This is a genomic window from Lacinutrix jangbogonensis, assembly GCF_000797445.1.
Lineage (GTDB): Bacteria > Bacteroidota > Bacteroidia > Flavobacteriales > Flavobacteriaceae > Lacinutrix > Lacinutrix jangbogonensis.
In genome coordinates this window covers 164,817-183,106 of the sequence record NZ_JSWF01000014.1, presented here as the reverse complement: position 1 = coordinate 183,106, position 18,290 = coordinate 164,817, and the positions used below count along the sequence as shown (strand labels likewise).

Annotated in this window: 15 protein-coding genes; 5 read left to right on the top strand and 10 right to left on the bottom strand. The window is 32.6% G+C overall.

All coding sequences use genetic code 11. The features are described from left to right. Positions 1-481 precede the first annotated feature (481 nt). Together RH82_RS01480 and RH82_RS01475 are read left to right on the top strand one after the other, a co-directional pair. Positions 482-1,300, top strand: coding sequence for a tetratricopeptide repeat protein (locus RH82_RS01480; RefSeq protein WP_034057466.1), 819 nt, complete (start codon positions 482-484; stop codon positions 1,298-1,300). Positions 1,301-1,330: 30 nt separating this feature from the next. Further along, entirely contained in the window at positions 1,331-1,891 is a 561-nt protein-coding gene (locus tag RH82_RS01475; RefSeq protein WP_034057465.1) for a hypothetical protein, read from the top strand. Positions 1,892-2,099: 208 nt separating this feature from the next. Here RH82_RS01475 and RH82_RS01470 read toward each other — a convergent pair whose 3' ends face one another. Continuing rightward, positions 2,100-3,908 (bottom strand): hypothetical protein, encoded by a 1,809-nt coding sequence (locus RH82_RS01470; RefSeq protein ID WP_034057464.1) that lies wholly within the window; start codon positions 3,906-3,908, stop codon positions 2,100-2,102. 387 nt (positions 3,909-4,295) lie between these two features. Here RH82_RS01470 and RH82_RS01465 point away from each other — a divergent pair, with 387 nt between their 5' ends. Next, entirely contained in the window at positions 4,296-5,561 is a 1,266-nt protein-coding gene (locus tag RH82_RS01465) for a T9SS type A sorting domain-containing protein (RefSeq protein WP_052158146.1), read from the top strand. A gap of 74 nt (positions 5,562-5,635) precedes the next feature. Here RH82_RS01465 and RH82_RS01460 read toward each other — a convergent pair whose 3' ends face one another. The 6 genes from RH82_RS01460 to bshC all read right to left on the bottom strand — a co-directional run bounded on the left by RH82_RS01460 (position 5,636) and on the right by bshC (position 13,309). Next, positions 5,636-5,872 (bottom strand): DUF3820 family protein, encoded by a 237-nt coding sequence (locus RH82_RS01460; protein WP_034057463.1) that lies wholly within the window; start codon positions 5,870-5,872, stop codon positions 5,636-5,638. Positions 5,873-5,915: 43 nt separating this feature from the next. Further along, a complete protein-coding gene (locus RH82_RS01455; protein WP_241147983.1) occupies positions 5,916-6,425 on the bottom strand; it encodes a hypothetical protein in 510 nt (169 codons plus the stop codon). Positions 6,426-6,496: 71 nt separating this feature from the next. Continuing rightward, positions 6,497-8,470: a LysM peptidoglycan-binding domain-containing protein gene (locus RH82_RS01450; protein ID WP_034057461.1), complete on the bottom strand. Its 1,974-nt coding sequence runs from the start codon at positions 8,468-8,470 to the stop codon at positions 6,497-6,499. Between the two features lie 252 nt (positions 8,471-8,722). After that, positions 8,723-10,255 (bottom strand): glutamine-hydrolyzing GMP synthase, encoded by a 1,533-nt coding sequence (gene guaA, locus RH82_RS01445; protein ID WP_034057460.1) that lies wholly within the window; start codon positions 10,253-10,255, stop codon positions 8,723-8,725. 81 nt (positions 10,256-10,336) lie between these two features. Beyond that, positions 10,337-11,710: a pyridoxal phosphate-dependent decarboxylase family protein gene (locus RH82_RS01440; protein WP_034057459.1), complete on the bottom strand. Its 1,374-nt coding sequence runs from the start codon at positions 11,708-11,710 to the stop codon at positions 10,337-10,339. Between the two features lie 3 nt (positions 11,711-11,713). Then, a complete protein-coding gene (gene bshC, locus RH82_RS01435; protein WP_034057457.1) occupies positions 11,714-13,309 on the bottom strand; it encodes a bacillithiol biosynthesis cysteine-adding enzyme BshC in 1,596 nt (531 codons plus the stop codon). Between the two features lie 126 nt (positions 13,310-13,435). Between bshC and RH82_RS01430 the strand changes: the two genes are divergently transcribed. Together RH82_RS01430 and RH82_RS01425 are read left to right on the top strand one after the other, a co-directional pair. Continuing rightward, positions 13,436-14,224 carry a dienelactone hydrolase family protein gene (locus tag RH82_RS01430; RefSeq protein WP_034057453.1) on the top strand — a complete coding sequence of 263 codons (789 nt, stop codon included), beginning with the start codon at positions 13,436-13,438 and terminating at the stop codon, positions 14,222-14,224. An 81-nt stretch (positions 14,225-14,305) separates the two neighbouring features. Then, the gene (locus RH82_RS01425) at positions 14,306-15,577 is read left to right on the top strand and encodes a carboxypeptidase-like regulatory domain-containing protein (RefSeq protein ID WP_034057451.1); all 1,272 of its coding nucleotides are present in this window, start codon (positions 14,306-14,308) and stop codon (positions 15,575-15,577) included. A 4-nt stretch (positions 15,578-15,581) separates the two neighbouring features. Here RH82_RS01425 and RH82_RS01420 read toward each other — a convergent pair whose 3' ends face one another. The 3 genes from RH82_RS01420 to yaaA form a co-directional block, all read right to left on the bottom strand. Beyond that, on the bottom strand, positions 15,582-16,298 hold the full coding sequence (locus tag RH82_RS01420) for a uracil-DNA glycosylase family protein (RefSeq protein WP_034057450.1): 717 nt from the start codon (positions 16,296-16,298) through the stop codon (positions 15,582-15,584). Positions 16,299-16,440: 142 nt separating this feature from the next. Next, positions 16,441-17,163, bottom strand: coding sequence for a CDC27 family protein (locus RH82_RS01415; protein ID WP_034057449.1), 723 nt, complete (start codon positions 17,161-17,163; stop codon positions 16,441-16,443). A 62-nt stretch (positions 17,164-17,225) separates the two neighbouring features. Further along, positions 17,226-17,984, bottom strand: a complete 759-nt coding sequence (gene yaaA / locus RH82_RS01410) for a peroxide stress protein YaaA (RefSeq protein WP_034057447.1) — start codon at positions 17,982-17,984, stop codon at positions 17,226-17,228. Positions 17,985-18,290 lie beyond the last annotated feature (306 nt).

Below are 18,290 nucleotides of genomic sequence, written 5' to 3'. Positions count from 1 at the left end.
TGGCTTAGATTTTTACTAGAATAAGGGTTCGTACAAATAATTAACTATCTTTAAATCTGACAACAACGAAACTTCGATAGGCGCCACTTTCGTTATACAAAACCGTTAAACGAACCTCCCGAAAACTAAATCCTAGCGAAATTGACGTGTATTTGAAAATTAAAAAAAACTAATGATAACAACATCTCTAATTAATTGTTTGGTTTGTGTTGTACTAGGAAAATTCCTTCGGATTTCCCTCTAGTCATTTTTTTTTACTAATTTAAGCTACCCAAATGCAACGAAAACCTTGTGCGAACACGTTAGCAACAAAAAACCGAAAGTGTTAGATAACAAATCAAGTACCTTACAAGAAGTCTATGAATTCTTCGAAACGATGCCGTTAAGCAATGACATTATTTGATATTTTTTACTTCTGAATTTAAACTGCTTGATTGAATTAAAAGCTCATTTTTAATCTCTAATAAACAGTTTATACCCTATGAAGTATTTATCAATTACACTCCTTCTATTTATTTCGTTACAAGCAAATTGCCAAGATGTTGATTTTAAAGACCTGCAAAAAACAGCTGAGAAAGGCGATGCTGTTTCACAATATAAACTAGGATTAATCTACTTTGATTCCAAATTTAAAATAGCAGGTATCCAACAAGATATTAAAAGGGGATTGGAGTGGTTAAAAAAAAGTGGAGAACAAGGAAACGTAAAGGCTATTCATAAATTGGGTCTGTATTATGGTATCATGAAGAATCCTGGTGAAGGTTATCTTTGGATCGAAAAATCTGCTGAACTTGGTAATAAGGTATCGCTACAGGGAATTTATTTATATTATGAAGTTACTTCACCTGAATCTGAAGATGCGTTTAAATGGCTCAAAAAGCATGTTGAATTATCGGGCTGTCAATGTGATGCTACTTTAGGTTTTGATGCGTGCTATTTACTAGGGAGAAAATACGTTAAAGGCTCTGGAACCTCTAAAAATGGTATTGCTGCCAAAGAAACTTATCAAAGGGGAATTGATTGCGATTCTTCAAATTGCATGGTTGGTTTAGGCTTTATGTATGCGAATGGGACTTTAATTGAAAGAAATTTTAAACTCGCATTTAAAATGTTTAAAATGGGAGCCGAAAAAGGAAACTCTAACGCACAATTCTATGTTGGCTTTTTATATCTTGGAGGCAATGGCGTTGAGAAAGATGAAAAAATTGGAGCAAGTTGGGTAAAAAAAGCAGTAGATCAAGGAAATGAAAAAGCAAAAGAACTATGGCTAAAAGAAAACTTACAGCAGTATTTGGATTGATCATTTTAACGAATAAAACACAATAACGAAATGGAAACACTCACATCCATCTTTACACTTTTAATAGGAATAGTATTTGTTTACGGAATTCCAATTGGCATTGCCTTTGGTATTTATTGGTACGTAAAAAAGATGAAGTATAAGAAAGTATGGCGATTACTTGCATTGCTCCCTATATTGTGGTTGAGCTATGCTAGTTATCAAGGTATTTATAACCCAAACAGCATGTACAAAGAACATTTTAAAGAAGTTACAGGTTTAGATTTACCAGAGAGCGCTCACTTTATTCATCAAGAAAACTGGACTTTTGGTGCCTACGCTAGAGGTTATATTAGTCTTTCCTTAATCCATATGGATGAAACACACTATCGAAACCTTGCAGACCACATGGACACTAAAGGCTTTTCAACAAAAACAAGGCTTAAAGGAAAAGACAAATTACTGGATCAAAAAATTCAAAACATTCTGGATACTACTAATAATCTTCAAATCTCCAGTGAATATAGTCTTACAAAAGGCAATCAATTGCATTCTTATGTGGCCCTCCTTTCAGACGATTCGTCTATAATTTTGTATGCTTGGCACCATTAAGCTTAAATAAATAATAAAGAAAAGAGATCTAACGGGAAAACATGTTTGTGTACTAATGAGTTCCATCTTGATACTGCACTAACCTTATAATTTGGCATTAGAAGTCTAATTTGAGATGAATTTAGGCTTGGTTTTTTTATTATAAATTCGATTAGTTGAATAGTGTGCGCTGACGTTTTTAATCTTTCATTATTATTAAACCCTACAATTACACCGCTTCCAATTCCGGAATTGTAACTTCGATAAGTTCTTCTTTATAAAACTGAAGTTCCTTTTGTATGTTTTCACTTTCAGAAGATATAGGCGCTTGAAACAAATCCTGATAATAAGAAATGCCGTTAAACAAATTGTTCCTGAAAGCGACCCATTTCTTAATTTGCTTAGTTGTAACTTCTTGTGAAATAGCAGTGATTTCATTTTTTAAATAATCTACATACATTTTCAATTCTTTGACAAACATATTTGGGCGGTTGATATGTGAAAGTACAGATCCATTTCCATAAATATGCTGCATCATTTTCGAAAGCGACACTTCCTTATCAAAATAAGCCATATTTGGTCCTGGACAAATGACTACACCTTGCTCCTGACCTTTTATTTTAATATCATTTTCCAAATAAGACGCATTGGCCAAACCTACGCAAAGGCACGCTTTTTCTATAATTTTGGCTTCAGCATTTTTAGACATATCTGCAGTCACTCCAAATCGTTTAGCTTCTAATTCTTGCAGCTTCACATCTTGATATATTTTTGAAGCTGTACAAATACCTTCTGGACCAAATTCTTTACTCAAAGCCAAGTATTTTTTTGGACAAGAACTTCCTGCTTTATTGTTATCGATACGTTTTTGTTTGTAGAACTCATTTGAGGTTCCTTTTATCGTATTAAAAGGAACTCCTAGCGGTGAAATACCACTTAAATACAAATCTTTCTCTTTAGCATTTACTAATAATGCCCTGGTTTGTTTATCTACAGATGTGGCTTCTGGAACTAATAAAAATGGAGTTCCCCAACCTACAGAATCTACCTTATAGTTTTCAAGCAAAAATTCGTGTTCATCTGCTATTCCAACACCACCTTGAACCGTGATCTTTAAATCTAAAGGTCGCTCTGGAACAATACATTCTTTTAGACTTAGCGCTTTTTCAAAAATAGCGTACGTGTCTTGCATTAGTTCTTCTTTTTTATTCTTAATTTCTTCTAAAATAGGACCTAACAAAAACCCATCTGTTGCAAAGGCATGTCCGCCACAATTTAGACCAGATTCGATACGATATTCTGAAACCCAAAGTCCTTTTTTAGCTAAAAACTTTCCTTGAATGGTAGCTGAACAATAATCGCTAACTTTAAGAATAATCTTCTTTTTTAACTGACCCTCGCGATCTGGAAAAAAATCGTTAAAATTTTCAAAGTAACTGTATAATCTCGGGTTCATTCCTGCAGATAACACAACTGAAGAATTCAAATTACTATTAGCAAAACCACGAAGTGAAGCATGTGCATCATTAAACTCAACTGGTAATTGTTCGCCTTTAAAAAAATTATTCTTATCAACTTTTGTCATGATATTCACATCAATATCACCAACTTTTAAATGCTTTTCCAAGTAGTCTAAAACACTCCCTTTCAGAGTAGAACCTTCATCTAACACATTGGAAATCCCTTCTTTAATACTGGATTTATTTGGCAAGGTAGCCATGAAATTTTCTAAAGCTAATTTGCTTTCTGATAATTCTGTTTTTAATTTTGAGAATTTTTCTCTAACAATAGCATCCACAACATTTAAATAAGAAGTAATGCGCTGGGCACGATAATCCTTATCTTTTTTTGATATTTCCTTATATGGCAGATTGAATTTTTTGCTATAAAATGCATTCATTTTTTCCATAAGATCGTCGTCAATAATTGATATTACTGAAGAAATTCCATATTGAGCCACACGAATCGGACTATCTATGGTATACGCTAATCCCATTACCGGAATATGAAAAGTGTGCATCGATTTAGGTGAAATCATCTTTTAATCTTTTAAAAATTAAATAAATCACAATATAATCGTTCCTATTTCACTAAAAGCTGACATATATCATACCTCTTGTCTTTTTATTACATTAATCTTGGAAACATCATTTTAAGGTACATTTAAATTTCATTGGGTTATAACTCTTCAAAACTCTAAGGCTTTACATTTGGTTAGTATTCTATTACTAATTTAGTTGCTAGCCAACACGAATAACATACAACGAACCTTCTTGAAATTAAATCTTATCGAAATTACGTTCTATCTTACTCACCTATTCTTTAAAATTAATTAGTTAAAGCGTTAATCTGTTATTTTTACCATAGTTTAGAATAAAACTCAAACAACTTTGTTTACTTTTAGAATCTAAAGAACTAAATAAAAATGAGACACTTATTACTTTCTTATAGTTTAATCTTCTTTTGTATTATTTCTGCTACTAGCCAAATAACAAAAAAAGTATTATTTATTGGCAATAGTTATACAGCATCAAACAATTTACCATCACTTGTAAATAACATGGCGATGAGTACAGGAGATGTATTGATTTATGATTCTAATACACCAGGAGGTTTTCGCTTTATAAACCATGCTTCTAACACGACTACTCTAAATAAAATTAATTCAGATAATTGGGATTATGTTACTTTACAAGCTCAAAGCCAGGAAACGTCTTTGAGTCCATCGCAAATGGCAACAGAATTATATCCCTATGCAGCATCCTTAAGCAATACAATAAGAGCTAATGATGTATGCTCTCAACCTCTATTTTATATGACTTGGGGAAGAGAGAATGGAGATGCAGGAAATTGCGCAATTAGGCCTTGGGTTTGCACCTATGAAGGTATGGACGATGCCATTAAAGCGACTTATAGTCTCATGGCAGATACCAATGAAGCTGAAGTTGCACCAGCAGGAGCCGTTTGGAGGTTTATTAGAACAAACCATCCTAGTATTGACTTATACTCAAGTGATGGTTCACATCCATCTTTAGCCGGTTCTTATGCCGCAGCATGTGCCTTTTATACTATGATTTACAAAAAAGACCCAACGACAATTACATGGAACTCATCTTTATCTGAAACTTTAGCTAATACTATTAAGATGGCAGCAAAGACAATAGTTTTTGATACTATTACTAACTGGGATTTTACTATAAATCAAGCCATGGCAGATTATTCTGAAGTTATTACTACAGATGTTGTTTCATTTACAAATACAAGTGCAGATTTTGACTCCATACTTTGGGATTTTGGTGATGGCACTGCATCTACAGAAATAAACCCTGTCCATACCTTTTTAGCCATTGGTAATTATTCCGTGTCTCTAACAAATACTAAATGTGGTAAATCTAACACCAAAACAAAAAATATAAGTATTACTAATTTAAGTGTCGCGGAATTTGATATAGAAGGCGTAAGCTTGTTTCCAAACCCTGCATATAATACTCTTAATATAAAATTGAATAAAAACTATGCAGATCTAAACATTCTAATTTTTGATATTAGCGGCAAAATTGTTTTAGAAAAAACGGTACAAGATGTTGCACGTTTAGACCTAAATGTGAAGAGTTTGAGTAACGGAATGTATATAATAAAGATGTCTGCAGATAAAGATTTTTACATAAAAAAAATATTAAAAAGCAATTAAACTATTGTAAATACTTAGACAAGTAATTACGTAACTAACTGGACAAATTACGTTTAAACGCAGATTCCTGAAAACTAAATCTTATCGAAATTTCGCTGTATATTTTTCACTAATCCTTCCAAACCATTTAATTTAAGTGTGTAAACGGTTTCTAGCATGTCTCCAAGTTTACCTTTTGGGAAGCCTTTGTTGTGATACCAAACCACATAGTATTCTGGTAAGTCTATTAAATATCTGCCCTCGTATTTACCAAAAGGCATTTTGGTATGTGCTAACTTGATTAGAAAGGTTTTGTCTGGTTGAAGTTGCATTATAACAATTTAAGTTTTGAATGTCGCATAAAATAAATTGGTATTACTTAGATTTATATTTTTCTAATCGTTTTAATTCTTTCTTTACAAAAATCACCCATCTTGCTTGACATTCTTTATTGATAGAATAATTACTTTCCGCATCATAAAGCTTTTGCATTTTTCCTAAATTCTCATTGATTTGATTGTTTAAATCATCAAGTTGATTTTCAATTGAAGAAGAGATTTTTAGTTTTGAAACTTTCTCGCGAAAATATCTAACATTTAACTCTGTAATGTTAAAATGAAATTGCTCATGTTTTAGAATATGATTGTCTATTATGTCTTTTTTACACCAAGACTCTTCTGGATAAAAATGCGCAAATGCTTTAGTTTGAAATCCCGTAATTCCATCTGTACTGCTTTTTTGAATAGAATAACTAAAGGTAATACCTGAAGCTGTAACTGCGGCTGCACTAGAATCCATATCTGGTTCGCCTTCAAAATCCGTCCATTTTAATTTATGGTTTTCATGCCATGAAAATTCAGGAGAATCACTTTGAATACATAACAAAAAGCTAATGATTATAAAAAATTTATTCATACGTTTATTATAATCTACTGAAAACGAAAAGCATACAATACTTATTGCTTTACTTCTTCTATTTCTAAATCATTATACCATACTAAATATACGCTTTCATTATAATAACCTCCAAACAATTTCTTTTTGTAAGCAAATTTATTTTCAATGTAAGAGGTCATAGGAGCATCGTTTATAGACTGATATAAATCTTGAGACGTTACCAAACGTAATACCACATCCATTGTTAAGTCGAATCCACGAATAGCATAAGCATTTGGTGAAATGCTATACTGCTGTTTGTAATGCTTTACAAATGAATTGGTCGTTTGCGAATTCAATATTTTAGAAATTGAAGGATATGTAAAATGAAGGTTAGACAAATGGTAATTTGAAACCTCTTCGCCTTCGAAAGCCTTATTCTGGTCTGTAGTTGTTAACGTAATTTTGGTGCCTTCTATTTGTAAACCATTAAGAATGCTAGATACATTCGAAACAAAACCAGCATTATTGGTTTCTAAAAACACCACATTATTCCCAGGCTTAATAAGCTCTATTAAGTCTTCTTCTGTAAGATTATAAGCATCCTTACTTGTTTCTTTATCTAAACGAGAAGTTACTAATTTAGAATTAGCAAACTTACCTTTTAATCTTGCACTAGCAGCTTTTCGTTTTAAATCTGTTATTATTAATACTTGTGCAGTAGAATCGGTTTTAAAATACTCTATAATTTTAGATTTTAAATACTCTTCCTTTGGTCTCGATTGAAAAACATTACGCCCAAGAGTAACGGTTTTAACTATAGGAGAAATTACAGGTATATTATCGCGTTCTAAAGCATTAGCAACAGCATTAAAATTAGTAGTAAGTAAAGGTCCAATTACAGCATGTGTGCCATCAAAATCGTTTGCTCTTATAATAGAATTAACTTCACTAAGTCTGTTTTGAGTATCATAAACATCCACTTTTAGGTTTATACCTAATTTTTTAAGAGAATCGAAAGCTACTAAAACACCGGAATAAAAATCTAAAGTAATTCCTAAAGTTCTATCGTTTTTTATTTTTCGTTTTACATCGAAAACAGAATCTATATCGATTTTATTAAGTGTAAAAGGTAACATAACTGCTATGTTTTTTATACTAGAATCTCTTACTATATTAGATAATTCAACAGTACCTGAAACATTATAAATAACAGTACCTTGTGTGATACCACTGTCTGTATTATTAACAGAAGTATCGAAAGGCACTTTTAATATCATACCTTCTTTTAAACCTGTAGTTGCCAGTTCTGGATTTAAACGCTCTAAATTGGCCTGCTCTAAACCTAATTTTACTTTTAACCTATAAAAGCCTTCTTTTGGTAATACTTTGTAATAGCTATATTCTGCTTCAATCGTTTTTACCTTATCTGCTTCTAGATTTGGAATGGTTATAGTTTGACCGGGTTGTAATATATCTGGCAGGTTAGGGTTTAAGCTTTCTAACTCTTGAACGGTTATACCATATTTGTATGCAATTCTCCATTTACCTTCTTTTGGTTGCACTACATAAGTTGTGTTTTCTGTCTTAATTTCTGGTACAGTTTTAATTGTTACCACTGTTTTATAGACAGGTATTTTTAGTTTATTTCCTTTTTTAAGATTGTTAGCATATAGAAACGTATTATACTTTTTAATATCTTCAATTTCTATATTATACTTTTGGGAGATACTAAATAAAGTCTCTTTCCGTCTTGTTTTGTGCTTAGTGAAACGTTTTAAAGTTCGCTCAACTATTTTCTCAGTTTTGGGTTCTTCAATTGTTGTTGAATCTAAACTTCCCGCTTTGGGAATTATTAAAACTGAATTTGGTTTTAGTTTTTCTCGAGAATCTGGATTTAGCTTATAAATATCTGAAGTCGAAACTTTATATTTTTTCGCAATAGTTTCTACTGTTTCTCCCGTCTTAACACGATGTGTATTATATTTCTGCGCATTTGCAGAAGCACAACTAAATAGCACTAATAGGCTAAGGATGTATATTATTCTCTTCATATGTTTATTATACGTTCAAAGTTGCGTTTGCGGTTGTAGTGGCATCTTTTTTTGCTTAAAATCGCGGTATTCTCTTAAAACAAAAACACCATTAGCTTAGAGAAACACTGAAACAAGTTCAGCAGAAAAAAGATATAACCTTTCGACTGCGTTCAAAATAAATTGAAACGCGACTCTCATGGTAACGTCCTTCTTATCGCTGCTATTTTTTGTCTTTTCTCAAAAAAGCACTAGAAGTGACAGTTATAATTATTATTCCCACTCTATTGTTGCTGGCGGCTTGCTACTAATATCGTAAACCACTCTGTTTACGCCTTTTACTTTGTTTATTATATCGTTACTGGTTTTTTGCAAAAACTCATAAGGTAAATTTACCCAATCTGCAGTCATACCATCTGTACTTTCCACAGCCCTAAGTGCTACACATTTTTCGTATGTTCGCTCGTCTCCCATAACTCCAACACTGTTTACTGGCAATAAAATCGCACCTGCTTGCCAAACCTTGTCGTATAATCCAGCTGCTCTTAATCCATTAATAAAAACGGCATCGACCTCTTGTAAAATACGAACTTTTTCTGGAGTAATATCTCCCAAAATTCTAATAGCCAAACCTGGACCTGGAAAAGGATGGCGCCCTAAAAGCGTTGCGTCCATATTCATTGAAGCTCCTACTCTACGCACCTCATCTTTAAATAAGGCTTTAAGTGGTTCAACGATTTTTAGTTTCATGAAATCTGGCAATCCACCCACATTATGATGACTTTTTATAGTTACACTTGGTCCACCAGTAGCACTCACACTTTCTATTATATCTGGATAAATTGTGCCCTGTGCTAGAAATTTCACATCTTCTATTTCGTGTGCTTCATCATCGAAAACCTCTATAAAGACACGACCTATAGCTTTACGTTTTTCTTCTGGGTCACTCTTTCCTGCAAGGGCATCCAAAAAGCGTGCCGAAGCATCTACTCCTTTTACATTTAAGCCCATGCCTTTGTATTGCTCCAATACCTCTGTAAATTCGTTTTTACGCAGTAAACCGTTGTTTACAAAAATGCAATATAAATTTTCACCGATAGCTTTATGCAATAACATGGCTGCTACCGAAGAGTCTACACCTCCAGATAAACCAAGCACCACTTTATCCTTACCTATCTGAGCTTGTAAAGCTTCTACCGTTTCGCCAACAAAGGCATTTGGTGTCCAATCTGGATTTACATTTGCAATGTTTATTAAGAAGTTTTCTAATAATAGTTTTCCGTCTTTAGAATGGTATACTTCTGGATGGAACTGGATTGCATACGTTGCTTCTCCTTCTATTTTATAGGCTGCATTTTTTACATCGTGAGTACTGGCTAACAATTTTCCGTTTGTTGGTAAACTTTTTATAGTATCACTATGGCTCATCCATACTTGACTTCCTACCGAAATTCCTTTTAAAAAGGCATCTTCTTCAACAAAGCTTAAGTTAGCTCTACCATATTCACGGGTATTAGATTCTGCGACTTCTCCTCCTGAAAAATGAGCTAAATATTGGGCTCCATAACAGACCGCAAGCATTGGTTTTACACCACGAATACCTTTTAAATCTGGATGAAAAGCTTCCGCAGATCTCACAGACATTGGGCTCCCCGAAAGAATAACCGCCTTATAATCGTCTAAATTTGTTGGAATTTTATTGAATGGAAATATCTCTGAATAGATATTAAGTTCTCGAACTCTACGCGCAATAAGTTGTGTGTATTGCGATCCAAAATCTAAAATAAGTACTTTATCATGTTGCATGCGCAAAAATAGTAATTGATTTTTGATTGACGAATGACGAATTAAGATTTTTTTACTCTACTTTTTAACAGTCTATATATTTTACCTCATAGACTCCAAAATAGCTAAAATATCATTTTCTTTAGTATCTGGATTTATAAAACAAAAACGTGAGACGGTTTCAAAAGCATCTCCATTTTTCCATTTTGTAGGTGTTACTAATGCAAAACCTTTTTCGTGATTAGTAAATGTCCAATCTCGATATTCGTTTGGTGTCCATCCTTTTCTTCGGTATAAGACACAAGATAAACTTGGTGCTCTAACTAATTCTACATGGTCTAAACTTTCTATTAATTTACCTGTAATAACAGCTAACTCCAATCCTTTTTCTACTGCTTCTTTGTATCTATCTGTTCCATGTGTTGCCAAACTAAACCATAGTGGTAATCCTCTAACACGACGTGTTAATTGCACTTGATAGTCTGATGGATTAAAACCATGCGCTCCTTCATCTTTAAAAATATCTAAATAAGAACCTTGTTGTGAATGCGCCTTTTTGGCTAATTCTGGTTCTTTATAAAGTACTGCTCCACAATCGTAAGGAGCAAACATCCATTTATGGGGATCTATGGTAATACTATCTGCCTTTTCAATACCATTAAACAAATGCCTTACAGAATCTGCTACTAAAGCGCCTCCTCCGTATGCAGCATCTACATGATACCATAATTTTTCAGCTTCACAAATGGTTGCAATACCTTCTAAATCGTCAATTATCCCTGCGTTTGTCGTTCCGCCTGTAGCTACAACTGCAAACAAACGTTGTCTTTCGTGTGCTGTTAAACCTAAAATAGCGTGCTTTAAATCTTCACCTGTTAATTTATCTTCCGTTTCCAACAATAACACATCAACATCTACAATTTTTGCCATTGCTTTTATAGAAGAATGTGCTCCAGAAGATGTAATTATCAAACCTTTTTCTACTTTATTTTTATCGTTTAAACTTCTCCAATATTCTCGTGCAGCAACTATTGCCGATAAATTTGCTGCAGTTCCACCACTTGTAAAGACTCCAAAAGCACCTTCTGGCAAACCGGTTAGGGATACGATCCATTTCATGGCCTCGTTTTCGCAAAAAATCCCTCCGGCTCCTTCCATCCAATATGAACCATGAATACTAGAAACCGAAGTTACTAAATCGAACATAATTGCTGCTCTTGTTGGAGCTGCAGGAACAAATGCTAAGTGTCGTGGATGATCTGACTTTACATTAGCATGCATTAAATGTTTTTTCCAAAGATTAAATGCCGTTTCACCACCAATACCTTCTCGTGTTACGGTTTCGCCCACTAGAGCTTTTAGTGTTTCTGCCTTTTGTGGTCTACCAATTTTATCATCTGATTTTGAAATACGATCTATGGTGTGTTTCATGACATCAAGTGTCATTTCAATTAAATCTAAATCTATTTTATGCATTGCTTATAATTCAAGAATTGAAAATTGACCCTCTAAAGGCTTTAAATATTTAATTAATTGAGGGATTAATTCGGTTCCAAATTCCAAATACAATTCGCTAAAATTAGCATTTCGCTCCTGCAAACTATTATTTGGAAATAGCTCGTTTTGAAGCAGCGTCATGCGAGCTACTTGATCTTTTAGTTTTCTCTTTTGTGCAGTAAGCAAGCGTTTTTCAAGGTTTTGAAGTCCGTTAATTTGCTTTTTTTCTTGTGCAGACACTGCACCAACAAAAGACACATCTGTTTGTTTCGCTAACGTATATAAATCTTCAAACTGACTTTTTAAATATTTTATCTGTTCTGAAAAATCTATATCTATATTGGAAACTTCTCTTACTTTCTTATTAATGAAAGACTCTCGCTTTAAGAAAACATCTTTATTAGAAATGTTGAGCTTCTTTAGCTTATCAGCTTGCTGTTTTGTTTTTATTAATACTGAATTACGCAGTAATAGCATAGGAAAAACTACGTTATGAGCTTCAAAATTAGATTTTAATTGAAACCAATACGCTAATTCCCCACCACCACCAATGTAACACAGGTTGGGCAATATCACTTCTTGATATAATGGTCTTAAAATAACATTTGGTGAAAACCGTTCTGGCACCTCATACAAGTGTTTTATTAATTCACTTTTACTCCAACTAATTGTGGTATTGAGTACTTTATAAACATTATCTTTTAAAACAATGCGTTCTCGTAATCTTTCAGTAATATAAAAAAGATTTATTTCTCTGGGGTTTACCTGTATCCCAAAATCTAAAGCTTCTATTTTAGCATTAGTTTCTAAAACCTTTTGTTCTGAAATTTGTTCTTTTAACTCCTTTTCAATATGTGGTACAAATAGACGTTTTAATTCTCTATTGTTAGCTTCTACGATTACTAAACCATAGTCACCAAATAATTTGTTTGCAAGATACTTAGTAGCATCTGCAAGATTATCATGTTCTAAATAGGCGCTCTTGAAAAACTGGCGAAGGGTATCTGCATTTTTACCAACACCCAATTCTTTAGAGAACGTTTGGAAAACAGCTTCTAATCCTTCTGTGTTTAGTGCTCCAACAGCACCAGAAGATTTTCTGTTCCACTGAATTTTCTTTCCTTTAAAATTAAAATAGTTAATTTCTTCAAAATCATGATCTTCGGAAGCCATCCAATAGATTGGCACAACATTATGTTTGGGATATTTTACTTTTAATTCTTTAGCTAAATTTATTGTGGAGACAATTTTATGTAAAAAATACAAAGGCCCAGTGAATAAGTTTAATTGATGACCTGTGGTTACTGTAAAAGTTGTGCTGTTAGTTAAGGCTTCAATATTATCCAAAGTAGCCTTAGAAGTTTCAGTATTTTTATACTGTTCATGCAAAACATCAACCAAAACAGTTCGTGATTCTTGATTAAAAGAAGTACTTTTCTCTTCTATTTGCTCCTTAAAATTTTCAAGTTTAGGGAAACGGTTATATAATGGCTTTAGCATTTCAGCTTCAGCTAAATAATCACAAATAAGTTTAGAAAAATATCCTGTGTCTTTAAACGAAATACAATCTGACGGCATAAAAAAGCTTGTTTTTGTAAAGATACTCTCTTTTTAAAACTAAAATTAATATCTATAACTTTTAATATTGATTTAACTAAAGTAGTATTACCCTACGATTTTTTACTATTTTTAATAAAAAAAACTATGAAAACTTTAAAACACCTTTTGGCGTGCCTATTACTTTTTACACTAATTTATAGCTGCAGTGATAGTGACGACAGTAACGCTCTTCCTGCAAGAACTTTTGCAGATGTTCAAAACGACTTTAACAGTTTAACATTTTCAACTGGTATTAACGATGTTTCCTTAATTGGTGTCGATAACGCTTTTTGGGAATTTAGAGTCATCATGCCTAATGTAGACTTAACAAATAACAACAGACCTCTAATAATTACATTACATGGTTTTTCTGGAGGTGATAGTAATGCTCATAAAAACACAGCTTGCTATGCCGAACCAGGTTTCGAAGCTTTAGACGCTATAATAATAAGCCCTAATAACAGAGGATTACAATGGTTTGAACCTTATAACCAAAGACAAATAATTACGCTTGTAGATTTAGCAAGTGATTATTTACCTGTAGACACCAACAAAGTTGTTGTTAATGGTTATAGCGATGGTGGCAATGGTGCTTGGTGGTATAGTGAAAATTACTCCAATATCTTTTCTGCGGGTATCCCAATGGCTAGTGCTTATGGCTCTTATAACCCAGACAATACAGCTCGAATAATACCAACGCCAACTTATGTCATTCACGGAGAAAATGACACCTTATTTCCGCTAGAGAATACTCAAACTTGGGTAAACGACACTTCTCTTTCTGGCAGCAACACAACATTAGTAATTGCAACTGGGTTAACACATGTAGAACCTTGTAATTACATTAGCTATTTGCAAGACGCGGCTACCTGGCTTACAGATGTGATATGGTAAACTACTTATTTAACAGAATTGGCGACCATTAAACAGGCTTTATGCTTAACTTTAAGCATTATAGTATAAAATATCGTTGTTATGACATCTGCAATTAAAAATAATAGACAGAGCCTTTTTTACGCCCTCTTATTGACACTCCTTTTTACGAGCTTTCAAAGCATAACTTATGCTCAAAACAGCCAAGAATTCAAAGGAAAAGTTATTGATACGGATTCTAATAAAGCGTTAGCATTGGCCGACTTATTAGTTATTGGCACAAACATTAGCACTATAACAAACAGTGAAGGCGAGTTTATACTAAAAGTCCCAAATAAGCATCTAGACAAAGCTGTTTTAGTATCGTATTTAGGGTATAAAAAACTACAAATTCCATTAATAACATTAAAAAAAAGGAATACCAAAATAAAACTAATTATTGCGGCAACTGTGCTCGCTCAAGTAGACATTAACGCACCTAAAGACGCAGAAACTCTCGTAAAAAAAACATTGAATTTAAAAGCTGACAACTACTTAAATACAGAAACGGTAATGACGAGTTTCTACAGAGAAACTATTAAAAAACGAAATAAAAACGCATCGCTTTCTGAGGCCGTTTTAAAAATCTACAAATACCCTTATGTTTCAAATAGAAAAGATGCAATCAAACTTATTAAAGCTAGAAAAAACACAGATTACTCTCGATTAGACACTTTAGCATTAAAATTACAAGGAGGCCCATTTAGTACTTTACACACAGATATAATTAAATATCCTGAGTATATTTTTAATGCAGACGATATAGACGATTATACTTTTAGTTTTAATAAATCGACACAAATAAATAACAAACTCATTTTTGTAGTACATTTTAAACAAAAAGATAATATTACAAGACCAATGTATTTTGGTAAACTATATATAGATGCAGAAAACTATGCCTTAACAAGTGCTGTTTATAATCTTAATGTTAGTAATAGAAAGCAAGCCAGTAAATTATTTGTAAAAAAGAAACCACGTAAAGCTACTGTATATCCTACTAGAGCTTCCTACCGTGTTAATTACAGAGTGAAAAATGGAAAATGGCACTTTGGTTATAGCAATATTGAATTGTCTTTTAAAGTTAAATGGGACAATAAATTATTTAATAGCCGCTATACTTTACAAAGTGAAATGGCAATTACAGATTGGGATAAAAACACCAGTACTTTTGTTAATAAGCCTAAAAACAGATTAAAACCTAATACTATTTTAGCAGATGAAGCCTCTGGTTTTGCAGATCCAGAATTTTGGGGAGAATACAATATTATTGAACCAGAAAAATCTATAGAATCGGCTATTAAAAAAATCAGCAAACAGCTTAAAAAATCTTAGAAAACTACAAATACTCGCTATACTGAAGAACTCTAAAAGCGAACGTGTTAAATTTGGGATTACTCGCTTTCAGTTGTTTATAAAAAGGATTACTACCAATAGAAATGTTGGCTGCTCCAGAAGACGATGTTAATGAGACTGTTTTAATTTTTCTAACTTTTTTACTATCAGGTTCTTTGTGAAGTTTATCTTTAACGTTGTTGAAAGATGCGGAATGACAGTGTAATTCAAATTGATGTATTCTTGGCGTTTCATTTGACACCAATTCTAGCTTTATATTATAATTTTTTATATGTTTTCTAAAAAAGTACTCTGGACCATTTTTAGATTTTCCGCCAATAAATAAAATAGTTTCAATACTTGGATAGTTCTTTAAATAGCTAACGATATCGCGAAGCTTAATATTTTGCATACCTATATCTGAGGCATCTACTTTTTCTCGCTCGCAGCTTTCTACAATATCGCAAACACCAATTTGGTGTTTAATTAAGAAGTTTTGTCGCTGCATTATGGCTTCACTAGAATGGTCGTAACGTAAATTGAGGTTATGAATTTTCTCTATAAACAACCACAAACTATTATAATAACTTCCGTAACAGAAATTCACATCTTTTTCTAATAGATTCCCTGTAGTAAATCTTGGAGGTGGTAACGTACCGACAATTAGTTTTTTAGTGTCGTTTTTTATGAAAGGCTGGTATGGATGAATGTGTTTAAACATATTTTTCCTGCGAAAACAAGAATCTTTTTTAGATTATTTTTCTTTTAAGGTTCCGGAAACACTTATTCTTTGTTCATTTTCTCGACAAGTAACTACACTACTATGTTTAAAAAGAGGTTCTTACTTGCGTAGGAATGACAAATTACAAACTCTTTAATAGCTTTTCTACTTCACTAATAGTTTCTCTATACTTTCGTTTGTTGAGCTTTGTCATGTGCTGAGATTCAATAGCAATTTCGTTTAGAATCTCTATTGCTTCATCACCCTTTTCTTTTGCTATAAAAAAATTAGCCAATACTAGACGTTCGCTATAATTAGAATACCGTTGATCTATAGATTTTAGATGTTTTTCGGCAGCTTCATAATCACCTGTTTTATCTAAGGCCAATCCATAAATAAATTCTGATTTCGATTGCTTAAATTCAGGATAACTCATTAGCTTTTCAGCGTAAACAATGGTTTTATTATAATCTTTCAAATTATAGTAAGATGCTATCAATTGCTCTAATATGAAATAATTATTTTGAGTTTCATCTTTTAAAGCGACTTCATAATGGGTAATAGCATTGCTATAATCTTTAATTTCGAAAAACGCGTCTGCTACGTCCAATCTGTTTTGAAACGTCTCTGAAAACTGAAGCTTTTTCTCTAAATCTTTAACCTTTTTTGTAGGAATTAAAACCGAGGTTAGGTTTTCTTTTATAACATCAGCGTCACGCTTATTATAAACCTGAGTAACAAGATAAATTATAGAGCCAATTACTGGAATAAATAGGATTAGAAAAATCCAATAATATTGGTTCCTATTCTTTATTAAATGATAAATACAAAATCCTTGTAAAGCTATTGTTAAGTAATAAAACATTAATTAAATTTAGTTAAAACGTTAAATATAATATATACAAAAAACCTTGTAATACGAAATAACTATCGTGTAAACACCAAATGGTTTTCGCTTGACAGCTCATCGCTTAAACCATAACCTTGTGCCGTAAATCCTTTTAAATCGTCAATTGTATTCGCATTTGTGTCTACAATATATCTTGCCATTAAGCCTCTAGCCAATTTAGCAAAAATAGCTATGATTTTATATTTACCATCTTTAAACTCCTTGAAATCAATTGTAACAACTGGCACTTTTAATGCTTTTACATCTATTGCTTTAAAATATTCTTTACTTGCTAGGTTTACAAAAATTTCACCGTCTTCTAATTCTTCATTTAAAACACTCACGATATCTTTTTCCCAGAATTCGTAAAGATTCTTTTTTGTTCCAACCGGCAGTTTTGTTCCCATTTCAAGCCTATATGCTTGCATTAAATCTAATGGTTTAAGTACACCATACAAACCAGAAAGGATTCTTACTTTGTCTTCTAAAACATCTATTTTTTCCTTCGGAATAGTATAAGCATCCAAACCTCTATAAACATCACCACTAAAGGCGTAAATAGCTTGCCTTGCATTGTCTTTTGTAAATGGTAATTGCCACTCTTGATTACGTTCGTAATTTAATTGTCCCAAGGCATCGCTGACATGCATTAATTTAGAAAGACCTTTAGCAGATTTCTTTTTAAGCACTTTATTTAAACGTAATGACTGCGGCAAAAACTGAGCTTCTGTGGCTTTTGTTGTTGGCAATTCGCTTTTAAAATCTAAAGATTTTGCTGGAGATAGTACTAGTTTCATTAAAAATTTATTTTCATTTCCGTGAAGACGGAAATCTCATCATGTTAGGTTACGAATTTACAATACTATGAAGGTTTTTAAAGTAGTGTTAACAAAGATTTATTTTATACGTTTATAATAATCTATTGATACTGATTGAATATACTTTATTAATTAAAAATTCTTGAATTCTGTATCTAAAAATAACGAATCCAAAATTCGTTATTGATGTTGTTTCTGAAATTGAATTTGCGTTAAGGATTGACAGGTTTGCTTGAACTCATTTTTGATATCGAGCCTTAAAGCCCTGACCTTTAAAGAACGTTA

What these genes read in the sequence shown, in the direction of transcription:
- RH82_RS01480 (WP_034057466.1), top strand. Translation starts at nt 482, where the DNA reads ATGAAGTATTTATCAATTACACTCCTTCTATTTATTTCGTTACAAGCA.
- RH82_RS01475 (WP_034057465.1), top strand. Translation starts at nt 1,331, where the DNA reads ATGGAAACACTCACATCCATCTTTACACTTTTAATAGGAATAGTATTT.
- RH82_RS01470 (WP_034057464.1), bottom strand. Translation starts at nt 3,908, where the DNA reads ATGATTTCACCTAAATCGATGCACACTTTTCATATTCCGGTAATGGGA.
- RH82_RS01465 (WP_052158146.1), top strand. Translation starts at nt 4,296, where the DNA reads ATGAGACACTTATTACTTTCTTATAGTTTAATCTTCTTTTGTATTATT.
- RH82_RS01460 (WP_034057463.1), bottom strand. Translation starts at nt 5,872, where the DNA reads ATGCAACTTCAACCAGACAAAACCTTTCTAATCAAGTTAGCACATACC.
- RH82_RS01450 (WP_034057461.1), bottom strand. Translation starts at nt 8,470, where the DNA reads ATGAAGAGAATAATATACATCCTTAGCCTATTAGTGCTATTTAGTTGT.
- guaA (WP_034057460.1), bottom strand. Translation starts at nt 10,255, where the DNA reads ATGCAACATGATAAAGTACTTATTTTAGATTTTGGATCGCAATACACA.
- RH82_RS01440 (WP_034057459.1), bottom strand. Translation starts at nt 11,710, where the DNA reads ATGCATAAAATAGATTTAGATTTAATTGAAATGACACTTGATGTCATG.
- bshC (WP_034057457.1), bottom strand. Translation starts at nt 13,309, where the DNA reads ATGCCGTCAGATTGTATTTCGTTTAAAGACACAGGATATTTTTCTAAA.
- RH82_RS01430 (WP_034057453.1), top strand. Translation starts at nt 13,436, where the DNA reads ATGAAAACTTTAAAACACCTTTTGGCGTGCCTATTACTTTTTACACTA.
- RH82_RS01425 (WP_034057451.1), top strand. Translation starts at nt 14,306, where the DNA reads ATGACATCTGCAATTAAAAATAATAGACAGAGCCTTTTTTACGCCCTC.
- RH82_RS01420 (WP_034057450.1), bottom strand. Translation starts at nt 16,298, where the DNA reads ATGTTTAAACACATTCATCCATACCAGCCTTTCATAAAAAACGACACT.
- RH82_RS01415 (WP_034057449.1), bottom strand. Translation starts at nt 17,163, where the DNA reads ATGTTTTATTACTTAACAATAGCTTTACAAGGATTTTGTATTTATCAT.
- yaaA (WP_034057447.1), bottom strand. Translation starts at nt 17,984, where the DNA reads ATGAAACTAGTACTATCTCCAGCAAAATCTTTAGATTTTAAAAGCGAA.